Raw genomic sequence first — 19,963 nt, 5'->3', positions numbered from 1 at the left:
GGACCAGGGCCGCCGAAGGAGACACCGCCGCGCTCAGTGCGCCACGGCGTTGAAATTGGGCGGCCGTCGATCGACAAACGCCCGGAAGGCTTCATGCGCCTCCGGAGATTTCAAGCGCTGCGCAAAGCAGGCGCTCTCGACATCCATCCGCTGCTTGAGCAGTTCGGCATCGCGCATCAGGCGCTTGGTTTCGGTCAGGGCGCCCAGCGGCTGGCGCGCCAACCGCGCCGCAATGGCCTCCGCCTCCGTGCCGAGCTGATACAACGGCACCACCCGATTCGCCAAGCCCCATGCGAGTGCCGATTCCGCGCTCACCGCATCGCCCAGCGCGAACATCTCGAACGCGCGCACATGGCCCAGGCGCGCGGGCATCAGCAGGCTCGATGCCGCCTCAGGCACCAGCGCCAGATTGACGAACGGCGTGGAAAGCTGCGCGTTGTCCGCCAAGAGCACGAAGTCGCAATGGAGCAGCATGGTTGTGCCGATGCCGACCGCGCGGCCCTGCACTGCTGCCACCAGCGGGCGCGTGGCGCCCGCCAGTGCATGCAGGAAGCGGATGACGTTGCGCTCGCCATCGCCCTTGCCGCCCGACATGGCAATCGATGCGAATTCGCCGATGTCGTTGCCGGCGGAGAACATGTCGCCTTCAGCGCGCAGCAGCACCACGCGCACGGTCTTGTCACGCTCGGCGGCGTCCAGCGCATCGGCCAGCGCGCCATACATCGCATCGGTCATGGCGTTCTTCTTGTCAGCGCGTGCCAGGGTGAGCGTCAGCACGCCATCGGCGGTGCGGCTCTGGATGTGTTCAGTCATTGCTCGTCTCCGGTGGGGAATTTGCTTTGCAGGCTGGCGAGCCAGCGTGCGACAACATCGATCTCAGCGTCGGTAAAACCTTCGGTCAGCCGCGCGTTCAGTTCGGCCAGGCCGGTGCGTGTTTGTGCCAAGGCTTCACGGCCGGCGGGCGTAATCCTGAGCTGCCACGCGCGGCCATCCTTGGCATCGGCGCGGCGCTCGATCAGGCCGGCGTCGGCGGTGCGATCGACCAAGCCACTCATGGCGGAGGGGCCGAGATCCAACGCGGCGCCGGCTTCGCGCATCAACGCGCCGTCGTTCTTCTCCAGGAAGAACAGCAGGCCGGATTGCGCTGCGGTCACGCCCTCCGCGGTGCGCGTTTGAATCCAGCGCTGCAAGCGTCGTTGCCCTACGCTGATCAGATAGACAAGGCGACGGTCTGGTGCGGTCATGCAGCCACCGCTTCAGGGCGCGTGGTTGCAGCGCGCTCGCTCAGCCAATCCACCAGACCTGGCCACAGCGTGGCAGCAAACTGCGCGCGGAAGAAGCCCATGTGCCCCACCGCGCCGCCGGCCTGCGCGGGCGCAATCTGCCGGCGCTCGACCCACGTGTTCGTGAAGTGCATCGTCAACGCGTTGATGGCGGCGGGCGTGGCCCACGGGTCGTCGTCAAAACCGTAGACGAGCACGGGATGCGTCACGCGGTTGAAGCGCTCGATGGCGCCGAGCGTCGGGTCATCGAAAAAGTAGCGCTGCATGCCGGCCCATGCGCCCCATTCGATGGCGACGCCGCCGGGCAGGTCTTCGCCCAGACCCAGGCGCTTGCCGGGTACGTAGCCAATCAGCCGCGCCATCAGTGGCCCAACGCCGCGCAGGATCAGCTCCACGCGCCAGCGTTCGCCGCGTTGGCGGATGAAGCGCGAGTTGCCCGTGTGGCAGGCCACCTGAACAACGCCCGCGACATCCCAGTCTGCACAGCACAGGCCGATGGCGTGGCCGCCCACCGAATGCCCGACTGCCAGTTGCGACAGCGCCGGGTAACGTGCCCTTGCCCATCGCATCACGCCTTCGGCGTCGAGCAGCGCCCAATCGCGCATGCGGGCAGCAAAGCGGCGCAGGCTCTTCGGTCGGGATGCACCGATGCCGCGGTAGTCATACGTGATGGCATGAAACCCGCGTTCCGCCAGGAACTTGGCAAAGGCTTGATAGATGCGTTGCGGCACGCCCGTGGCCGGATGCATGACCACCACGCCCTGCGGCGTGCCAGCGGCCGTCCAGAGCATGGCGCCCAGCGGGTAGCCGTCGGTGGCGGGAATGGTTTGGGGTGTGCTGTTCATTGCGCCGATTTAGTTCGCATACGAATTTTTTACTTTGTATGCGAACTAAATCGGCTTGTCAACCGACGTGTCAACGACGCAAAGATAAAGTACTTGCTTAACTATTCAGGGTCGCTATAGTTAACCACATGCTTAACAATGACACCTCCCTCGATCTCGCCTTCCAGGCGCTGGCAGACGGCAACCGGCGCGCAATGCTGGTGCAGCTTGTGCGCGGGCCTGCGTCTGTGAGCGAACTCGCCCAACCCCTCGATATCTCGTTGCCTGCCGTGATGCAGCACCTCTCAGTGCTGGAGAACTCCGGTCTCGTGCGATCGGAAAAGGTGGGCCGCGTGCGTACTTGCCGTATCGAACCCGAGGCGCTGAGCCTCGCAGAGCAGTGGATCAACCAGCGGCGCCTGGAGTGGGAACAGCACTTCGACCGCCTCGGCGCCTATCTGGACACCCTCAAAACCCAAGGAGACGTACATGACGACGACCATTGACAGCCCCGCCGGCACGACCCTGCGCCCCCTCGTGATCTCGCGCACCTTCCCCGTATCCCGCGACTGGGTCTTCAAGGCCTGGAGCACCGCCGACCACATCAAGCGCTGGTTCTGCCCGACGCACTTCACGGTGCCCGACGCGACGGTGGAGTTTCGCGTGGGCGGCAAGTTCGACGTATGCATGCGCTCGCCCGAGGGGCAAGACCACTGGTCGCGCGGCCACTTTCTTGAGATCGTGCCCAACGCGCGCCTGGTGATCGACATGAACGTCGTGGACGGCGACAACCGCCCGCTGATGAACGCCCACACCGTCGTCACCTTTGCTGAGGAATGCGGTGGCACACGCATGGAAGTCACGCAAACCCACACGCCGCTCGCCCCGATTGCCGAAATGATGATCAAGGGCGCGCCCGAAGGCTGGAAGCAGACGCTCGACAAGCTCGAGCGCGAAGCCGCAAGCATCCCGCTGGCCGAGGGCATTCAGCGTTCGGTCGTGCATGCGACCTTTACGGTGGAGCGCACATACGACGCACCACGCTCACGCGTATTCAAGGCGCTGACCGACCCTGCCGCCAAGGCCAAGTGGTTTGCCGGCGGCAACGGCTACACGCTGCTCGTGCGTGAGATGGACGCCACGCCCGGCGGCCGCGAAGTCGTCAAGGGCCGGTGGGACAGCGGTGTCGTGTCCAGCTTTGAAGCGCTATATCACGACGTCATCCCCAACGAGCGCGTCGTCTATTCGTACGTGATGCACCTCGACGACCGCAAGATTTCCGCCTCGCTGGCCACGCTGGAATTGCGTGAGCCGAAGGACGGTTCGGGCGGCACGCACCTCGTGATGACCGAGCAGGGCGCCTTCCTGGATGGCTACGACGATTCCGGATCGCGTGAGCGCGGCACGCAGTTCCTGCTCGACATGCTCGGCAATTCGCTCAAGGACTGAGCCTCTGCAATACGTCGCGCGTGACGGCCGCCAACATGACCGCTGCGCCAACGATCAACACTGCCGCCCACAACACGCCGCCCAGGTGCGCCAGAAGCGCCTGGCGCGGCGTCATTGCGCGTACTGCGCGAGTCCGTTGCCGAACGACCAGTTCTCGGGCAGCACCTCCACCAGATTGATGAACACATCTTCGGGCCGTATGCCGGGCTTGTCGCCCAGCAGCTCGACGATGCGGCGATAGAGCGCCTGCTTCTGCTCCAGGTTGCGCGTGTTGTTGGCGGTGATCTGGATGATCACAACGTCGTCGCTGCGCGCGATGCCGAAGTAGGTCGGACTGACGCTGAAGGTGCTCGCGTCGTGCTCGGTGAGCATCATGAAGCGATCGTCTTCGGGCACGTTGAACGTCTCGCGCATCGCGCGATAGACGCCATCGAAAATGGCCTGGTGATAAGCGGCAGGCTTGCCGCGCCGCAGCGACACTTGAACGAGAGGCATGGTGGGCTCCGTGGTTTGCAGTGACCACAGAATGCCTCACATTGATCATTGAAAAAAGGCATCCTAAGATATTTCAATCATTCGATTTCAAAATGACTGAGCCATGAAGATGCTGGATCTGGAGGCCGTCCAGGCTTTCGTGCTGACCGCCGATCTAAAGAGCTTCACGCGCGCGGCGGAGGCCATGGACTCCACGCAATCCGCCGTGAGCCTGAAGATCAAACGGCTGGAAGATGCACTCGGCCGCCGGCTTCTGGAACGCACGCCGCGCCTCGTGCGGCTGTCGCAGGATGGCGCAGCCTTTCTGGCAGCGGCGCGCGAGCTGGTGGCCGCGCACGACGGCGCGATCGGCGCGTTTGGCCTGGAACGGCGACGGCTGTCGGTCGGGATCAGCCATCACATTGTTGGGGCCGAGCTGCCACGCCTGCTGCGCCAGATGGGCCTGGCCGAACCCGCGTTGACGCTGGAGATCCGTATCGCCAGTTCGTGGGAGATCCTCGAGATTTTCGAGAGCGGCGCGTTGGATGCGGCCATCGTGCTGCGCCACGACAACCGCCGCACCGACGGCGACGTCCTCATGGAAGAACCGTTCGGCTGGCTGGCCGCGCCCGACTTCGAGCACCGTGCCGGCGAGCCCATTCGCCTGGCGAATCAAGCTGACACGTGCCGCATACGGCAGATGGCAGTCGCCACGCTGGAAGCTGCGGGCATTGCCTGGCAGGAGGTGTTTGTGGGCGGCGGCGTGGCCACCATCGGGGCAGCCGTGGCAGCGGGGTTGGCCGTGGCGGCGCTCAGCCGCCGCGTTGCGCCACCGGGCACGGTGGACATGGGCGAAGCGCTCGGCCTGCCTCGGCTCCCATCGCGCAGCGTGGTGCTGCATTCCCGCTTGACCGATCCTGTGGCGAAGAAGGCGCTGCGCACGTTCGCATCCGCCCTGCGGGCCACGGCCGCGCGATAGCCATACGCGCACATTTGCGCAATCGCTGCACCGCGCGAAGCGTGCCGGGCGACTATGCTTTGCCGCATGAAGCCGCGCACTGAACACGACTACCACCGCCGCATCGCCCGCGTGATCGAAGCGATCCTGGCCGACCCAGCCGCCCCGCACACGGTGCAGAGCCTGGCGGCGGTGGCGCACCTGTCGCCGTTTCACTTTCATCGCATCTACCGGGCGCTCACTGGTGAAGGCGTGTTCGAAACCGTCCAGCGCATGCGGCTGGCGCAGGCCGCGCGGCGTTTGAGCGGCGCAGAAGATTCCGTCACCGATGTCGCCCTGAATGTCGGCTATGGCAGCCCGCAGGCATTCGCCCGTGCCTTTCGCGAATTCACCGGCGTAAGCCCGCGCGCGTTCCAGAGCCGGCAGCAGGCGTTGAATGTGCGCAGCGCAGATACCGCAGACCTGCCGCCCATCGAACTGATCGAGCAGCCGCCTCTGCACGCACTCTGCCTGCGCCACGACGGCCCCGTCGCAACCATCCGTCAGACGTTCGTCATGCTGCGGCAACTGCTCGGCATCGATATGGAATCGGCGGATGCGCCCGACCGCATTGGCGTCTGCTATGGCGATCCGGAAACGCCCGGCTCGTTCGAGTACTTCGCGGGCGTCATCCTCGATGCGCCGCGCGCCATGACCGGCCGCTTGCTGCCGATGCGCATCGAAGGCGGCCTCTACGCTTGCCACCGGCTGATCGGCCCTTACGCGCTGATCGCGCCCACCATGCAGGCGCTCTACGGCGGCTGCCTCCCAAGCTACGGCTTCGATCCGGACGACCGGCCGGCGCTTGAGTTGTATCGCAGCCCAGGGCGGCACCACCCGCCGCGCGCCTGCGTGACCGATCTGATGATCCCCATCCGCAAGGAGTAAAGATGCTGCATCGTTGCCTTGTCGCCGCGCTGGCGGCCTTCGTCATGGGCGCAGCTTATGCCGGTTCGGCAGACGCGTCCGCTACGCCTTATCACGTGGGCGAAACCACCCGCGCGTTCCACCCTCAGGCTGAACGCCACTGGCGCGGGGCGCTCACGCACGCGCTCATCACCAACGTCTGGTATCCGGCGGACGTTTCTGTGCCGGAGGTTTCGCACAACATCGATGCACTAGGCCGGTCGCCGTTCCGCATGCAACCCTCTGCGGGCGAAGCGCCGGTCGCGTCAACGCATGCGCAATATCCGCTGCTGGTGCTTTCACACGGCACTGGCGGCACGGCCGGAAGCCTCGATTGGATGGCCGCTGCGCTGGCAGCGAACGGCTACATCGTCGCGGGCGTGAACCACCCGGGCAACACGGCGCTGGAACCGCTCACGCACGACGGCTTCATGCTGTGGTGGGAGCGCGCCACCGATGTGAGTGAAGTACTGGATGGCGTTCTCGCCGATCCCGTATTGGGCGCGCATGTCGACCGCACGCGCATCGGCGCAGTGGGCTTTTCGTTGGGCGGGTATACGGTGCTGGAGCTGGCCGGCGCGCGCACGGATGTCCCGGCATTCATGGCGTTCTGCGGCTCGCCGCAGGCCGATGCGATTTGCCATCCGCCAGAGATGGCCCGTGCGCAGGTCAACCCCACAGCTGACACAACAAGGACACCGCAAACGGAAGCATCGCTCGCCCGCTCCGGTGCGTCCTATCGCGATGCACGCATCAAGGCCGTCTTTGCGATGGCGCCTGCAATCGGCATGGCGATGGATGCCACGTCGCTCGGCAACATCACCATCCCGGTCTCTCTGATGGCCGGAGATGCGGATACCACCGTGCCCATCGACACCAACGTGCGCCGTGTCGCCAAACTGCTGCCCAAGGCGGATCTGCTGCTGGTGCCAGGCGCGTCGCATTACACGTTCATGGATACCTGCCTGCCCGGCGGTGCCGCCCATGTGCCGCTGCTGTGCAACGACAACCCCGGCGTGGATCGTGATGCGGTGCATGCCCAAGCCGTGCACCGGGCGCTGGATTTTTTCGGGGCGACGCTACCCGGTCAAACCTGAGTGTCGCCCGCCGGTTGATGTCGACGCCAGTCGATTACTGCTTCTGTACCGCCACGCTGCCGATCGAATAGCCCGCACCAAACGAGCAGATCATGCCCAGGTCGCCGGACTTCAGGTCGGCACGATGACGGTGGAACGCGATGATGGAACCCGCTGATGCGGTGTTGGCAAACTCATCCAGGATGACCGGCGCCTCGTCCGCCGACGCATCGTGCCCAAGCAGGCGCTTGCCGATCAGCTGATTCATCGCCAGGTTGGCTTGATGCAGCCAGAAGCGGCGCACGTCGGCCGGGACATGGCCCAGTTGCTGCAGATGGCCAGCAATGTGTTCGGCGGCCATCGGGCAGACTTCCTTGAAGACCTTGCGGCCTTCCTGGCGGAAGAGCTGATCGCGGTCCTCCGGGTTGCGGTCTTCGCTGCGCGAGAGATAGCCGGCGTTGTTGCGGATGTTGTTGGAAAAGCTCGTCGCGCATTTGGTGCCGAGCACGCGCCAGGCATCGGCGGAGCGCGTGTCTTCTGCCCGTTCGACCAACACGGCGGTGCACACGTCACCGAAGATGAAGTGGCAGTCGCGGTCTTTCCAATCGAGGTGGCCGGAGGTGATTTCCGGGCTCACCACCAGCGCGGCGCGCGCCGTGCCGCTGCGCACGGCATTGATGGCCTGTTCCAGCCCGAATGTGGCTGACGAGCACGCGACGTTCATGTCGAACGCGTAGCCGCCCGCGCCAATGCCGTTCTGAATCTCTACGCCCAGTGCCGGATACGGACGCTGGAAGTTGGACGTCGCGCACAGCAGCATGTCGACGTCGGCGGCATCGCGGCCGGCAGCGGCCAATGCATCGCGCGCGGCCGCCACGCCAATCTCGGCTTGCAGCGACAGCGCATCATCGGGGCGCCGCGTCAGATGCGGGCGCATACGCGTCGGGTCCAGCACGCCGGCCTTGTCGATCACGTAGCGCTGGCGAATACCCGAAGCCTTCTCGATGAACTCCGCCGACGACTCCGCCAACGCCGTCAGCTCGCCTGCGGCAATCGCCGTGGCGTGCTGCGCGTTGTAGAGCTGCGCGTAAGCGTTGTAGGAGGCGACCAGCTCCTCGTTGGTGATGACCTCGGGCGCGACCCACAGGCCCGTGCCGCTGATGACGACGTCGTGCATACCCGGAATTTGTTAATTTTTCGTGGCGGCGACGATAGCACATCGGCCGGGCAAGGCGGGGCGCGGGATGTGGTCGTTTACATCTAGTGTGGCCTTGCGCTGCCGCGCGCACATGCGCAGACGCCGCCCCAACTCCGCGCCCAGCACTGGCACTGCCAGCAAAACAAAACGGGTGACAGCACCGCTCTGTCACCCACCCTTTGTTGCGTACCGCCGGCGTGGAGCTTACTTGCTCGCGGCAAGCTCCATGATCATGCGCGACAGCAGATAGAGGCGCGGCACGACGCTCTCTACTTCTGCGTATTCCTCCGGCGTGTGGATGCCGCCGCCAACGATGCCGAAGCCATCGAGCGTGGGCGTGCCGACACCGGCCGACAGGCTGGAATCGGCCGCGCCGCCGCTGCCTTCAAGCGTCAGCTTGCGCCCGATCTCACCGTAGATGGCTTGCGCCTTGGCGGCGAGCTGGTCCGACGCGGCATTGCGCGGCATCGGGGGGAAGCCGCGCACCAGCGAGGTCTTCACTTCCGTATCGGCGATCAGCTTGTTGGCCGACACGCGCGTCATGTCGCGTTCCACGCGGTCGAACTCCTCCGGCACGGCCACGCGCACGTCTGCATAGGCCGTTGCATGGTCGGGAATGACGTTGGTTGCGTCGCCCGCCTTGAGCACGGTCACGTTGAAGGTCGTCTGCTTGGCGCTGTCGCCCAGCTTGCCGAGCTGCAACACCTGGTGCGCCAATTCGTTGGCGGCGTTGCGACCCGACTCGGGTGCCACACCGGCGTGCGCGGCCTTGCCTTTGATGTCGATCTCCGCCGTGCCGCTGCCCTTGCGCCACACGACCAGCCCATCGGCGGGCCGGCCAGGCTCCAGGTTGAGCGTCACGTCATGCTGTTTGGCCTCGCGCTCGATCAACGCGCGCGTGCCCTTTGAGCCGGTTTCCTCGTTGGTGTTGAGCAGCAGCGTGACTTGCCCGTACTGCCTGAAGTCGAGCTGCTGCAGAATCTTCATCGCGTACAAACCCGCCACCACGCCGCCCTTGTCGTCCATCACGCCGGGGCCGTAGGCGCGCTTGTCCTTGATGGCGAACGGCTTGGCGCGAGCCGTGCCGTCTTTGAAGACGGTGTCCATGTGGGCCATCAGCAGAATGCGCGTCTTCCCAGTGCCCTTCCAGGTAGCGAGGATGTTGTTGCCCACTGCCGGCGCGGCGGGCACCGTTTCCACCTGGGCGCCGGCCTTGCGCAGTTCATCGGTGACGATGCTGCCCATCTGGCTGAGCCCCGCCTCGTTGCCCGTTCCCGAATCGATATTCACCAAGCGCTCAAGCAGGTGCAGTGCGTCGCCACGGTAACCCTCTGCGGCGGACAGCACCTTGGGATTGGCATCGGCAGCGGAGGACAAACCTGAGGCACACAGCAGCAGCGCAGCAACGGCAAGGCGGGATGGTTTCATACGGGACCTTTGTAGCGGAGTGGCAAAACGGCCATTACACACAAGATCGGTGCTTGCGGGGGCAGCGATGTTGCGCGAGGCGCACGGGTGTCACCCGCAGCTTGTCCTGGCAGACGAGTCATGCAGTGGCGCCGGGAGGCGCGATCAAGCACCGGCCCAACTATTCATTGCATGCATTACCGGTCATTCAAAGAATAAATTTCACAAATAATGCACGCCCCGCTAATCTGATCCCCCTTTGATTTGGCGAGCAGACGATGGCAGAGCTTTATCTCGTACGGCACGGACAAGCCTCGTTTGGCGCGGCAGATTACGATCGGCTCTCCGAACGCGGCGAGCAGCAGAGCGTCTGGCTCGGCGAATATTTCGCGCGGCAGGACATCGTTTTTGATCGCGTCATCTGCGGCACATTGCGCCGCCATGAGCAGACCGTCGGCGGCATCCTGCGGGGCATGGGCATGTCGGGCACAACGTATGAGCAGCACGCCGGGCTGAATGAATACGACTTCCAGGGGCTCTTTGCCGCGCTCGGCGAAGATTTTCCGGAGCTGACAGAGTTGGCGTCGGGCTCGATGCGCGATCACTACCGGGCGCTCAAGCAGGTGCTGCATCTGTGGTCGGACGACAAGATTCGCGGGCCGCTGCCAGAGACCTGGGCCGCCTTCCAGCAGCGCGTGGCCGATGCGCGCGCGGCCATCCAGGCCGGCGGCGGGCAGCGTGTGCTGGCGATCAGTTCCGGCGGCCCCATTGCGGTGACCGCGCAGCAGGTGCTGGCCGCACCGCCCACCAGCGCCATTGCGCTGAACCTGCAGATCCGCAACAGCAGCGTCTCGCAGTATTTCTTCAACGCCGAATCGTTCCAGTTGGCCACCCTCAACGGCGTACCGCATCTGGACGACCCGGCGCGACGCGCATTCCAGACATACGGCTGATCGCCCAGGCGAACGCCCACAACACACAACCATTGGAGGAGCACACCATGAGCACGAACCTGTTCGACCTGACCGGAAAGATCGCCCTGGTCACCGGCGCCAGCCGCGGCATTGGCGAAGAGATTGCCAAGCTGCTTGCAGAACAAGGCGCGCACGTGATCGTGTCGAGCCGCAAGCTGGCCGACTGCGAAGTCGTGGCAGAACGCATCCGCGAAGCCGGCGGCAAAGCAGAAGCCCTCGCCTGCCACGTCGGCCGCATGGAAGACATTGCGGCGGCGTTCGACACCATCCGCCGCAAGCACGGCCGGCTCGACATCCTCATCAACAACGCGGCGGCCAACCCGCACTTCGGCCACATCCTCGACACGGATCTGGCGGCCTATGAGAAGACCGTGGAGGTGAACATCCGCGGCTACTTCTTCATGTCGGTCGAAGCCGGCAAGATGATGAAGGCGCAGGGCGGCGGCGCGATCGTCAATACCGCGTCGGTCAATGCGCTGCACCCGGGCGACAAGCAGGGCATCTACTCCATCACCAAGGCCGCCGTGGCCCACATGACGCGCGCCTTCGCCAAGGAATGCGGGCCGTTCGGCATTCGCGTCAACGCGCTGCTGCCGGGCCTGACGAAGACCAAGTTCGCGGGTGCCCTGTTTGAAGACAAGGCCACGTATGACCGGTGGATCAGCGAGATTCCGATGCGCCGCCACGCTGAGCCGCGCGAGATGGCCGGCACGGTGCTTTACCTCGTGTCGGATGCAGCGAGCTACACCAACGGCGAGTGCATCGTCGTTGATGGCGGCATGACGGTCTGACACCGGCCGAGCCACACGGAGCAAGCGAGATGGCGACCCTGCCCCGCGCAACCACGGCGCGCGCCGACTTCGGCCGCGTGTCGGTGTTCTTTGGCGAGAAAAGCGGGAAATATCCCGACGGCAACCAGGTCGTCATCCGCGGCTCCGACACGCTGGCCGCGTTCGACACACCGCTCGTCTCCAACCACATCGGCCCCGAATTCGACGCGACCGAGCTGGTGGTGATGGGCCACGTGCATGAAGACCACATGGCGGGTCTGCACCGGCTGCCCCGCGCGACGGTGTACGTGCATGAAGCCGATCTGGCCGCCGCCCGCAGCTGGGACGGCATGGTCACCACGTACGGCCTGGACGAGGCAACCGCCCCGGCCATGCTGGAGAAACTGCAGCGCGAGTTCTTTTATGCCCCCCGCCCCGATGCGCTGGGCTATGAAGACGGCGCGCAGTGGGACCTGGGCGATACGCACGTCCGCGCGTTTCACATGCCGGGGCACACCGCCGGCCACACCGTTCTGCTGGTCGAGCCCGAAGGCGTGGCGTTCATCGGCGATATCGACCTGACCGGCTTCGGCCCCTACTACGGCGACGCCTGCTCAAGCCTGCGTGATTTCCGCCGCAGTTTGGCGCGCCTGCCAGACATTCCGGCCAAGGTGTGGGTCACGTCGCACCATCGCGGCGTCTACACCGACCGCGAGCACTTTCTGCGCGACCTGGCGGCGTATACGGCCAAGCTCGATGAACGCGAACAGCGCCTGCTGGCCATGCTGCGCGAATCCCCCAAGACACTCGCGCAATTGGTGGAGCAACGCCTGCTGTATCCCCCGGGCTACGAGACGTTGTGGGTCGTCAGCGCGGAAACCCACACGATTTCGCAGCACCTGGCCGAACTGCAGACTGATGGGCGGGTGCAGGTGGACGAATACGGCGTGTACCGGGTCGACTGAGGCGCCCGTCGCGGTGATGCAGCGCGCCCGCAACATCGTCCTTGAAATCTGTGGATACCTGTATATATTTACAGTAACTGTAAATTTATACAGCACTTGCCATGGACGACCTGATCCGCATCGAAAACGAGTACGACCGCCAGACGGTGCTCTGGCTGCGCGAGCGCCTGGGTGAACAGGCGCTGAACGAAGTCGTGTTGCGCATGGACGGCCGCGGGCAGCCATATGCGTCGGAAGTCTGCCGCACGCTGGGCCTGACGCCGCCGCCGCGCAAGCGGGCGACACCGCGCGCGCGACCGCTCAACCGGGCCGTTGGCGAGGCATATCTGGCCGCTATTCGCGGCATCCTGGGCGGCGGGCACGCAGCGGCGTAAGCCGCCGTGCGTTAATCCGCGAGCGTGGCGGCCGTCTCTTCACGCAACCAGGCGAGCCACGCGCCGGCCGCGCTGTCGTCAGCAATAGGCGCATCGGCCAGCAGGTAATAGCCCGAGCCGTCACGCCGGAACCCTTCGGGCGCGATCAGCCGCCCATCTTTCAGGTCATCACCGGCCATCAGCTTTGATGCGATGGCCGTGCCCTGCCCCGCCAGGGCTGCCTGCAAGCTCAGATAGAAATGTTCGTAGCGCGCCTCGGGCAACCGACCACGCGGCCGCACCATGCCGCTGGCCCGCCACCATGCCTGCCATGCATCGGGGCGCGTGGCCGTGTGCAGCAGCCGTCGGCGCACGGCGATATCCGCTTGCGGGGCGTGCACCGGGCCGATCCACTCATCGCAGATGGGCGCCGCATGCACGTGTGCGGGCCATGCAAAGTCATCGCGGCGTAGTGCGACGTCCACACCTGTGCGTGCGAAATCGATGGGGCCACCCGCCGCAAACAGATGCACCTGGATGGCCGGATGCCGCGCTTGAAAACGCGACAGCCGCGGGATCAGCCACCGCATCGCCAGCGTCGGCTCACACGACACCACCAGCGCTGAAGATGTGGCCCGACGGGCAATACGGTCGATGCTATCTGTGAGAATCGCGAACGCATCAGTGCTAGCCGCATGCAACTGCTCGCCCGCAGGCGTCAAGAAGACCGCGCGGTTGCGCCGCTCAAACAAAGCTACCCCTAACGACGCCTCCAGCTGCCGTATCTGTCGGCTCACAGCGCCATGCGTAACGTGCAACTCTTGCGCCGCGCGCACGAAGCTGCCATGCCGGGCGGCAGCTTCAAACACACGCAGGGTGTTCAGCGGAGGCAGGGTCATCTGTCAGATTTTCTCACCGAAAAACGGCATCATAAATCGATTTTCAGCGATGACGGACCCATCCAGAATCGGCGCTTCCTCACTTTGCGACTGCGCACCTGACATGACCGAACTCCTTGCTGTTGCCGTCATCACTATCCTGGCCGTCATCAGTCCAGGCGCGGACTTTGCCATGGTCACGCGCAACAGCCTGCTGCATGGGCGGCGCGCCGGCGTGCTCTGCGCGTTGGGCATTGCGCTGGGCGTACAGGTGCACGTGTTCTACACGATGTTTGGCGTGGGGCTGCTGATTGCGCATGCTCCGGCGCTTCTGCAGGGCATCAAGCTGGTGGGCGCGGCGTACCTGGTGTGGATTGGCTGGAAGACGCTGTCGGCCAAGGCATTGCCCAACGGTGAGGCAACCGCCCACGGCACCAGCACGCCGACGCTATCGACCCTCGCCGCGCTGCGCATGGGATTTCTCACCAATGCGCTCAATCCAAAAACGACGCTGTTCGTGGTCAGCACGTACACGCAGGTTGTTCACGCGGGCACACCGCTGGCCGCGCAGTTCGGCTATGGCGTGTTCATGTCGGCGGCGCACGCGGTGTGGTTTGCGTTGGTGGCGGCGGTGTTTGCGTCAGGTGCGTTGCGACGTTCGCTGCTGGCACGGCAACGCATCGTGGACCGCGTGATCGGCGTGATCCTGATCGGGTTGGGATTGGCGCTAGGGCTCGCGCGGCTTGCGTGATTTCAGACAGAGCGGCCTGCCCGTGCCTGCGCCCATGCCATCTGCCCCAGGTCTTCTGCTGCATTAACAGGCGCCAGCCTGTTTGAGACAGTGCCCTCGCGCCCTGCCCGTCGCCACGCGGCGATGGAGGCCATCGCGCAACCCCGCTGACTCGCAGCACAACCTCACACCTGGAGTGCAACCATGCAATGGAATCGCGCCTTCACTGACCTCATCCGCAATGGCCGCGCGGCTTACTGGGGCAACTGGACGCTCGCCCCCACCATCAGACCCGGCGCCGTCGGTTTTGTGTCGCCCGACACCGGCGACTTCACACCCGTCAAGCCGGAAACGCCGGGCGTGGCAGTCAACACGCGCACCGTCCCCAATCAATGGAAGCTGTCGACCAACAACGTCCACCGCACGGAGACCAACGTCAAGCTCGATGGCTCGGCCACCGATCCTGAAAGCGGCACCAAGATCAACGCGGGCGTGGAAGTGAAATGGGAGTTCTCGTCGGTCGGGTCGATCGCCTCGGAATTCGGCATTGCCTCGGAGTCGTACATCAACGACCTGACGCAGCTCACGCGACCCGAGACAATCAAGTGGCTGGCCGAGCAGGCGCAGTCGGTCAGCATGGGCTCGGGCGGCAACATCGCGCAGGGCTTCGGCGTGGTGACCAGCGTGATCCTGGCCAACAGCGGGCTGAACGTGGGTTCGCAAGACAACAACTCGTCGTTCTCGATCACGGGCTCGGCGGGTGCCGTGCATGACATGCTCGGCAGCGCGACGGGCAAGGGGTCGTTCGTGTCGGTCAACCAGACCAAGAGCGTCGATCAGCACCTGTGGCCGTTCGAGCCGGGCAAGCAGGCGCCGGCGCCCATTCCGGTGGCCTACACGTTTGCTTCGTTCGACGGCAACCTGCTGATCCCGAACTGGATCACGCGCCTGGGCGGCTTCGAGATCTACTTCAACAACAAGCCGGGCTGCACCTACGTCACGCACATCAAGCTGCGCTACAACACGCCGCAAGGCCCGCGCAGCGACGAGTTCTCGCTCAGCGGCGGCATCTCCAAGACGGTCGCGAACATCCCGCTCAACGCCACCAATATCCAGGTGGACGTGAAGTTCCAGGGCGTGGTGAACAGCGACAACTACTCGTTCAACTGGTCCAGCCCGCTAGGCCAATGGCTGACCGGCCGGCGCGAGATCGAGATGACCGGCGTGTGGCCTGGCCAGACCCACGCCATCGAGAAGTAACGCCCAAAGCAAAGCGGCGGAGCGTCCTGGAGGGGACGTCCGCCGCGCTGTGTCTGTATGCCGTATGCGGCGCGTTACGCCGCCTGCTGGCGCTTGCGCTCGATATCCGGCAGGAACACCGTCAGCAGGCCGATGAGCGGCAGGAACGAGCAGAGGTGATAGACGTTGTAGATGTCGGTTGCGTCAGCCAGCTTGCCGAGCACCGCGGCGCCAATGCCGCCCAGCCCGAACGCGAATCCGAAGAACAGGCCCGACACCATCCCGACCTTGCCGGGAATCAGCTCCTGCGCATACACGAGGATGGCCGAGAACGCCGAGGCCAGCACCAGCCCGATGATCACCGTCAGCACGGCGGTCCAGAACAGGTTGGCGTACGGCAGCAGCAGCGTGAACGGCGCCACGCCCAGGATCGACACCCAGATCACGACCTTGCGGCCCACCCGATCACCAATCGGCCCGCCCACGATCGTGCCGACCGCCACCGAGAACAGGAAGAGGAAGAGGAACAGCTGCGACGTCTGCGCCGACAGGTGGAACTTGGTGATCAGGAAAAACGTGTAATAGCTGTTCAGGCTCGCCAGATAGAAGTACTTGGAGAACAGCAGCACGACCAGCAGCGTCATCGCAAACGCCACCTGCTTGCCCGGCAGCCTGACCGCGGCATGCGCCCGGCCGCCCGCCTTGCGGCCATGGCCTGCGGCACGTTCACGCTTGTACCAGCCGCCTACGTGATAAAGCACGAAGATGGCGATCAGGGCCGCGATCGAGAACCACGCCAGGCTGTGCTGCCCATACGGCATGATGATGATTGCCGCGAGCAGCGGACCCATCGCGCTGCCCACATTGCCGCCCACCTGGAACAGCGACTGCGCCAGCCCATGCCGGCCGCCCGACGCCATACGCGCCACGCGCGACGATTCCGGATGGAAGATCGACGAGCCCGTGCCCACCAGCGCCGCCGCCAGCAGCACGGTGCCAAAGTTGGGCGCCACCGACAGCAGCACCAGCCCCACCAGCGTGAAGCCCATGCCCACCGACAGCGAATACGGCTTCGGATGCTTGTCGGTATACAGCCCGACCATCGGCTGCAGCAGCGACGCCGTGATCTGGTACGTGAGCGTGATCAGCCCGATCTGCGAGAAATCGAGGTGGAAGTTGCCCTTGAGCAGCGGATAGATCGCCAGGATCAACGACTGCATCATGTCGTTGAGGAAGTGCGCGAAGCTGATGGCGCCAATCACGCCAAAGCCGGTCTTGTCGGCCTGCGCGGCGGGGGCTGCCGATGCAGCGGCCGTGCCGTTTGCGGTGGTTTGCATGATGGTTTGAGGTAACGAGGATGAGGCGAGGAAGCGCTCAATCTTGCGCCTAAACGGTGCAGGCGTGTTACCGCAAATTCGACAACGATTAACGCAAACCAGACAATTTGCTGTCGGGGCAAAAGCGTCAGCCCGCGCGGCGCCATTTCCACCAAAACACCGGCCTTCTTCCCGCAAACCCTTGTCCAGCTTGCCCTGGCAGGCAGCTAACGTGTTAGCCATTTTCGCGCGCGGGGCTACTCCGTTCGGAGCATGGCCGCTCAGGAGACGCTTTCTATACTCGCCAGCATGGACTGCAACACGACGCCGGAAGCAAGCGCAAGGCGCCAGTGCCGACAGCCTGACGGAACCCGCTGCGTGAGCAACTTCACACGCACAACGATCCGCAAACTGAACCGATGACCAGCGTCCACGATGCTGCACACCGGCCAACACGGGAGGGGAGCCATGATGATCCTGCTAACGGGAACGCTATGCCGCGCGATGGGAGACCTTTTTTATCAGGCCTTGCTCGACGACCGGGTCGTCTGCTGCTTCGTCACGTCCGAAGCCGTGGATGTCACCGGCAACGCCACGCGCCCGCCGCCCGCTTCGTCCCCGTGTACCGACCCTCGGCTCGCTGACGTCTCTCGGTCAGCGAGTTATTGCGCGCCCCTCGTCCCGTAGGGCGCGCTCTTTTCTGCCGATGCCGTCAGCGCGGGGGCGCTGGCGGGTCACCCAGCACATCAATGCGAGAAACGTCTCAGCCGATCAGCCCGGCGTCCGTCAACTCACGCTTCATATAGGCGTAGACCACCGGCGCGGCAATCACGCCGCCCACGCCAAACAGCGCCTCCATCACGATCAGCGCGAGGATGAGTTCCCACGCGCGCGCATCGATGCGGCTGCCGATGATGCGCGCGTTCACGAAGTACTCCAGCTTGTGCACCACCACCAGAAAGATGAGCGACGCCACCGCCAGCTCCAATGAGGCGGTCACGCTCATCACCACGATGGCCGTGTTCGAGATGAGGTTGCCCGCCACCGGAATCAGCCCCGCCACGAAGGTCAGCAGGATCAGCGATTTGGAATACGGCACGTGCTGACCGAACAGCGGCAGCGCGCCCAACAGGTAGATGGCGGCGAGCGCCGTGTTGAGCGCGGAGATCTTCACCTGCGCAAAGACCACCGCCTCGAATGCGTCGGTCAGCCGGCTCAGCCGGTTCACCAGTGCTGCGGCCAGCGGCTTGTGGTGCTCGGGATCAAGCGTGTCCGACCACGCCACCATCGTCCCCAGGATCAGCCCGACCAGCATCAGTGCGCTGGCACGCAACCCGTCGATACCGAGGGTCGACACCTGATGGCCGTGCTCCTTGATCATCTGCACGAGCTGGACGCGCAGCTCAGTCACCGACTGCGGAACGTAAGCGACCACCGCCGCCGGCAACGATTCCCGCACGTTGTCGAGCACGTCGGCAATGCGCGTGAGCATGCCTTCGAGCCCATGCCCGTGCTCCACCAGGCGGCCGATCCCGATGCCAAGCCCTGCAAGAATGAGCGCGGCGATCACGGACACGCAGATCACCGCAGTCGCCTTCGCGCGCTGCGACAGCCTGCTGCGCTCGCGCAAGCGCGCCTCCAGCTTGCGCGCCAACGCATAGACGAGGAAGCCGGCAATCGCGGCCGGCAACAGATGCAGCCACAGCACTGCCGCAATCATGGCCGCCACCAGCACGTAGCTGATGGCGTTGATGGAGCGAGTGGGTGCGCTGGGAGAAAGCTCGGGAGGCAGCATCGTCATGAAAACAGGCCGGCAGCAATGTTGATGGAGAGCGCGAGGATGCTCGTATTGAAGAAGAACGACAGCAGCGATTGCCCCAGCACCGCTCGCCGCATTGCACGCGAGCGAATGCCGATATCGGCCGTCTGACTGGCGACCGCGATCGTAAAGGAGAAGTAGAGGAAATCCCAGTAATCGGGGTCAAGCTGCTCGTCGGGAAACTGCAGCGGCGGCTCGTGGGGCGCACGGTAATACAGATGCGCGTAGTGCACCGTGAACATCATCGGCACCATGAGCCACGCGCCCAGCACCGTGATACCGGTGAACACGTAGTGCGACGTCTGCGCATGCCCCGCCGACTTGGCTGTCGCGAGTTCAAACGCAATGGCCACCATGCTGGCCACCACACCGAGGCAGACCACCGCCAGCACGGCCGAGGTACGCTCGTCTTCACGGCGGGCGACGGCGCGGATGCGGTGTGGGTCTGCGCGCAGCATCATCACCGTGATCAGGAGGAGGTACGCCCACACGGCGATGTCCCAGCCGAGCAACAGGCGCGCAAGCCACCCGTGCGCTGGCACAACAGCGACCGCAACGGCGCCCAGCGCAAACGCAGACAGCAGGCGCGGCCGTGTCGCCGCAAAGCGGGAAACCTGGGAAATCTCGGAGGACTTGTCTTGCGGGTTCACATGCGCCTCAGGTGCGTGCTCGGGATTGTTCACACAAGGCCGGCAACGCCAGCCGATGAGGCGACATGGTAGCCGCTTCAGCGCAGCATCAGGACGGCGAGAGCATTGAAGCAAACGAACGCTTGCAGCGTTCCTGCAGGCGCTCGTGCGTTGAGAGCTGCTCTGCGATGACGGTGGCTTCCGGATACACGCGGCACATGCCGATCATGGCGGTCTCCAGCGACCCCTGCGAGCCGGCCTGGAACTGGAATTGCTCCAACACCGTGTCGTCGGCATCGCGCACAGTGATCTGGAATGGGCCCGGCGTTACGGTCGCACAGCCGGCCAGCATGGCGACCGCGGCCAGCGTAAAGCACAGAAGGGAGCGGGGCGGACGACGGAAACGAATCATCATGGCTTCCTGGTTGCGATGACAGTGAGACGCCGCAATGGCAACTCGGTTCGCAATCATCGCGCTTCCCGGTGACACAAACAAAAACGCCCGCAGTGTGCGGGCGTCTTTGCGGGAGGAACCAGGCTCAGGCCACGGCGCCTTCGGTGTACGGGTCGAACTTGCTGCCAGCCTTGGCGCCTTCGGTGTAGGTATCGAACTTGCCGGCACGGGCCAGCGCGCCTTCGGTGTACGGATCAAACTTGCTGCCGGCCTTGGCGCCTT

The 19,963-nt window shown here is 64.7% G+C and carries 22 protein-coding genes; 11 read left to right on the top strand and 11 right to left on the bottom strand.

The annotated features are described in order from the left end of the window. Positions 1-33 precede the first annotated feature (33 nt). From BG83_RS0115765 to BG83_RS0115755, 3 genes are read right to left on the bottom strand one after another with little or no spacing between them, the layout of a single operon-like run. Positions 34-813: an enoyl-CoA hydratase gene (locus BG83_RS0115765; protein ID WP_024977651.1), complete on the bottom strand. Its 780-nt coding sequence runs from the start codon at positions 811-813 to the stop codon at positions 34-36. Continuing rightward, entirely contained in the window at positions 810-1,244 is a 435-nt protein-coding gene (locus BG83_RS0115760) for a MarR family winged helix-turn-helix transcriptional regulator (RefSeq protein ID WP_024977650.1), read from the bottom strand. The genes BG83_RS0115765 and BG83_RS0115760 overlap by 4 nt, the downstream gene beginning before the upstream one ends. Beyond that, complete coding sequence (locus tag BG83_RS0115755) at positions 1,241-2,128, bottom strand: serine aminopeptidase domain-containing protein (RefSeq protein WP_024977649.1); 888 nt, start codon at positions 2,126-2,128, stop codon at positions 1,241-1,243. The genes BG83_RS0115760 and BG83_RS0115755 overlap by 4 nt, the downstream gene beginning before the upstream one ends. 128 nt (positions 2,129-2,256) lie before the next feature. On the opposite strand from BG83_RS0115755, the gene BG83_RS0115750 reads away from it, so the two are divergent. After that, positions 2,257-2,613 carry an ArsR/SmtB family transcription factor gene (locus tag BG83_RS0115750; protein ID WP_024977648.1) on the top strand — a complete coding sequence of 119 codons (357 nt, stop codon included), beginning with the start codon at positions 2,257-2,259 and terminating at the stop codon, positions 2,611-2,613. Further along, positions 2,597-3,556: an SRPBCC family protein gene (locus BG83_RS0115745; RefSeq protein ID WP_024977647.1), complete on the top strand. Its 960-nt coding sequence runs from the start codon at positions 2,597-2,599 to the stop codon at positions 3,554-3,556. The genes BG83_RS0115750 and BG83_RS0115745 overlap by 17 nt, the downstream gene beginning before the upstream one ends. A gap of 111 nt (positions 3,557-3,667) precedes the next feature. Here the strand turns inward: BG83_RS0115745 and BG83_RS0115735 are convergent, their stop codons facing one another. Next, on the bottom strand, positions 3,668-4,051 hold the full coding sequence (locus BG83_RS0115735; protein WP_024977646.1) for a tautomerase family protein: 384 nt from the start codon (positions 4,049-4,051) through the stop codon (positions 3,668-3,670). A 103-nt stretch (positions 4,052-4,154) separates the two neighbouring features. Between BG83_RS0115735 and BG83_RS0115730 the strand changes: the two genes are divergently transcribed. The 3 genes from BG83_RS0115730 to BG83_RS0115720 all read left to right on the top strand — a co-directional run bounded on the left by BG83_RS0115730 (position 4,155) and on the right by BG83_RS0115720 (position 7,030). Further along, positions 4,155-5,009 carry a LysR family transcriptional regulator gene (locus tag BG83_RS0115730; RefSeq protein ID WP_024977645.1) on the top strand — a complete coding sequence of 285 codons (855 nt, stop codon included), beginning with the start codon at positions 4,155-4,157 and terminating at the stop codon, positions 5,007-5,009. A 66-nt stretch (positions 5,010-5,075) separates the two neighbouring features. Next, positions 5,076-5,915, top strand: coding sequence for an AraC family transcriptional regulator (locus BG83_RS0115725; RefSeq protein WP_024977644.1), 840 nt, complete (start codon positions 5,076-5,078; stop codon positions 5,913-5,915). A 2-nt stretch (positions 5,916-5,917) separates the two neighbouring features. After that, entirely contained in the window at positions 5,918-7,030 is a 1,113-nt protein-coding gene (locus tag BG83_RS0115720) for an alpha/beta hydrolase family protein (RefSeq protein WP_024977643.1), read from the top strand. Between the two features lie 34 nt (positions 7,031-7,064). Here BG83_RS0115720 and BG83_RS0115715 read toward each other — a convergent pair whose 3' ends face one another. Both BG83_RS0115715 and BG83_RS0115710 read right to left on the bottom strand, forming a co-directional pair. Next, positions 7,065-8,186, bottom strand: coding sequence for a beta-ketoacyl-ACP synthase III (locus BG83_RS0115715; protein ID WP_024977642.1), 1,122 nt, complete (start codon positions 8,184-8,186; stop codon positions 7,065-7,067). Positions 8,187-8,411: 225 nt separating this feature from the next. Continuing rightward, positions 8,412-9,635, bottom strand: a complete 1,224-nt coding sequence (locus BG83_RS0115710) for a M20/M25/M40 family metallo-hydrolase (protein ID WP_024977641.1) — start codon at positions 9,633-9,635, stop codon at positions 8,412-8,414. A gap of 257 nt (positions 9,636-9,892) precedes the next feature. Between BG83_RS0115710 and BG83_RS0115705 the strand changes: the two genes are divergently transcribed. The 4 genes from BG83_RS0115705 (at position 9,893) to BG83_RS0115690 (ending at position 12,697) form a co-directional block, all read left to right on the top strand. Then, positions 9,893-10,567 (top strand): histidine phosphatase family protein, encoded by a 675-nt coding sequence (locus BG83_RS0115705; RefSeq protein ID WP_024977640.1) that lies wholly within the window; start codon positions 9,893-9,895, stop codon positions 10,565-10,567. 47 nt (positions 10,568-10,614) lie between these two features. Next, positions 10,615-11,379, top strand: coding sequence for an SDR family oxidoreductase (locus BG83_RS0115700; RefSeq protein WP_024977639.1), 765 nt, complete (start codon positions 10,615-10,617; stop codon positions 11,377-11,379). Between the two features lie 29 nt (positions 11,380-11,408). Then, positions 11,409-12,323 (top strand): MBL fold metallo-hydrolase, encoded by a 915-nt coding sequence (locus BG83_RS0115695; protein ID WP_024977638.1) that lies wholly within the window; start codon positions 11,409-11,411, stop codon positions 12,321-12,323. A gap of 101 nt (positions 12,324-12,424) precedes the next feature. Beyond that, positions 12,425-12,697, top strand: coding sequence for a hypothetical protein (locus BG83_RS0115690; RefSeq protein ID WP_024977637.1), 273 nt, complete (start codon positions 12,425-12,427; stop codon positions 12,695-12,697). A gap of 11 nt (positions 12,698-12,708) precedes the next feature. Here BG83_RS0115690 and BG83_RS0115685 read toward each other — a convergent pair whose 3' ends face one another. Further along, positions 12,709-13,575 (bottom strand): LysR family transcriptional regulator, encoded by an 867-nt coding sequence (locus tag BG83_RS0115685; protein ID WP_024977636.1) that lies wholly within the window; start codon positions 13,573-13,575, stop codon positions 12,709-12,711. 103 nt (positions 13,576-13,678) lie between these two features. On the opposite strand from BG83_RS0115685, the gene BG83_RS0115675 reads away from it, so the two are divergent. Both BG83_RS0115675 and BG83_RS0115670 read left to right on the top strand, forming a co-directional pair. Continuing rightward, positions 13,679-14,305, top strand: a complete 627-nt coding sequence (locus BG83_RS0115675) for a LysE family translocator (protein WP_024977635.1) — start codon at positions 13,679-13,681, stop codon at positions 14,303-14,305. Positions 14,306-14,488: 183 nt separating this feature from the next. Then, positions 14,489-15,544: a hypothetical protein gene (locus tag BG83_RS0115670; RefSeq protein ID WP_024977634.1), complete on the top strand. Its 1,056-nt coding sequence runs from the start codon at positions 14,489-14,491 to the stop codon at positions 15,542-15,544. A gap of 74 nt (positions 15,545-15,618) precedes the next feature. Here the strand turns inward: BG83_RS0115670 and BG83_RS0115665 are convergent, their stop codons facing one another. From BG83_RS0115665 to BG83_RS0115645, 4 genes are all read right to left on the bottom strand, one after another. After that, positions 15,619-16,860 (bottom strand): MFS transporter, encoded by a 1,242-nt coding sequence (locus BG83_RS0115665; RefSeq protein ID WP_024977633.1) that lies wholly within the window; start codon positions 16,858-16,860, stop codon positions 15,619-15,621. Positions 16,861-17,602: 742 nt separating this feature from the next. Then, positions 17,603-18,640, bottom strand: coding sequence for an AI-2E family transporter (locus BG83_RS0115655; RefSeq protein WP_024977632.1), 1,038 nt, complete (start codon positions 18,638-18,640; stop codon positions 17,603-17,605). Continuing rightward, positions 18,637-19,308: a DUF1345 domain-containing protein gene (locus tag BG83_RS0115650; protein ID WP_024977631.1), complete on the bottom strand. Its 672-nt coding sequence runs from the start codon at positions 19,306-19,308 to the stop codon at positions 18,637-18,639. The genes BG83_RS0115655 and BG83_RS0115650 overlap by 4 nt, the downstream gene beginning before the upstream one ends. 88 nt (positions 19,309-19,396) lie before the next feature. Further along, a complete protein-coding gene (locus BG83_RS0115645) occupies positions 19,397-19,699 on the bottom strand; it encodes a hypothetical protein (RefSeq protein ID WP_024977630.1) in 303 nt (100 codons plus the stop codon). Between the last annotated feature and the right edge of the window lie 264 nt (positions 19,700-19,963).

This window comes from Ralstonia pickettii, assembly GCF_000607165.1.
Taxonomy (GTDB): Bacteria; Pseudomonadota; Gammaproteobacteria; order Burkholderiales; family Burkholderiaceae; genus Ralstonia; species Ralstonia holmesii.
Note: the sequence above shows the minus strand (reverse complement) of the source record. Positions and strands in the feature narration are given on the sequence as shown.

Coding starts and splice junctions, on each gene's coding strand:
- BG83_RS0115765 (WP_024977651.1), bottom strand. CDS start 813: ATGACTGAACACATCCAGAGCCGCACCGCCGATGGCGTGCTGACGCTC.
- BG83_RS0115760 (WP_024977650.1), bottom strand. CDS start 1,244: ATGACCGCACCAGACCGTCGCCTTGTCTATCTGATCAGCGTAGGGCAA.
- BG83_RS0115755 (WP_024977649.1), bottom strand. CDS start 2,128: ATGAACAGCACACCCCAAACCATTCCCGCCACCGACGGCTACCCGCTG.
- BG83_RS0115750 (WP_024977648.1), top strand. CDS start 2,257: ATGCTTAACAATGACACCTCCCTCGATCTCGCCTTCCAGGCGCTGGCA.
- BG83_RS0115745 (WP_024977647.1), top strand. CDS start 2,597: ATGACGACGACCATTGACAGCCCCGCCGGCACGACCCTGCGCCCCCTC.
- BG83_RS0115735 (WP_024977646.1), bottom strand. CDS start 4,051: ATGCCTCTCGTTCAAGTGTCGCTGCGGCGCGGCAAGCCTGCCGCTTAT.
- BG83_RS0115730 (WP_024977645.1), top strand. CDS start 4,155: ATGAAGATGCTGGATCTGGAGGCCGTCCAGGCTTTCGTGCTGACCGCC.
- BG83_RS0115725 (WP_024977644.1), top strand. CDS start 5,076: ATGAAGCCGCGCACTGAACACGACTACCACCGCCGCATCGCCCGCGTG.
- BG83_RS0115720 (WP_024977643.1), top strand. CDS start 5,918: ATGCTGCATCGTTGCCTTGTCGCCGCGCTGGCGGCCTTCGTCATGGGC.
- BG83_RS0115715 (WP_024977642.1), bottom strand. CDS start 8,186: ATGCACGACGTCGTCATCAGCGGCACGGGCCTGTGGGTCGCGCCCGAG.
- BG83_RS0115710 (WP_024977641.1), bottom strand. CDS start 9,635: ATGAAACCATCCCGCCTTGCCGTTGCTGCGCTGCTGCTGTGTGCCTCA.
- BG83_RS0115705 (WP_024977640.1), top strand. CDS start 9,893: ATGGCAGAGCTTTATCTCGTACGGCACGGACAAGCCTCGTTTGGCGCG.
- BG83_RS0115700 (WP_024977639.1), top strand. CDS start 10,615: ATGAGCACGAACCTGTTCGACCTGACCGGAAAGATCGCCCTGGTCACC.
- BG83_RS0115695 (WP_024977638.1), top strand. CDS start 11,409: ATGGCGACCCTGCCCCGCGCAACCACGGCGCGCGCCGACTTCGGCCGC.
- BG83_RS0115690 (WP_024977637.1), top strand. CDS start 12,425: ATGGACGACCTGATCCGCATCGAAAACGAGTACGACCGCCAGACGGTG.
- BG83_RS0115685 (WP_024977636.1), bottom strand. CDS start 13,575: ATGACCCTGCCTCCGCTGAACACCCTGCGTGTGTTTGAAGCTGCCGCC.
- BG83_RS0115675 (WP_024977635.1), top strand. CDS start 13,679: ATGACCGAACTCCTTGCTGTTGCCGTCATCACTATCCTGGCCGTCATC.
- BG83_RS0115670 (WP_024977634.1), top strand. CDS start 14,489: ATGCAATGGAATCGCGCCTTCACTGACCTCATCCGCAATGGCCGCGCG.
- BG83_RS0115665 (WP_024977633.1), bottom strand. CDS start 16,860: ATGCAAACCACCGCAAACGGCACGGCCGCTGCATCGGCAGCCCCCGCC.
- BG83_RS0115655 (WP_024977632.1), bottom strand. CDS start 18,640: ATGACGATGCTGCCTCCCGAGCTTTCTCCCAGCGCACCCACTCGCTCC.
- BG83_RS0115645 (WP_024977630.1), bottom strand. CDS start 19,699: ATGATTCGTTTCCGTCGTCCGCCCCGCTCCCTTCTGTGCTTTACGCTG.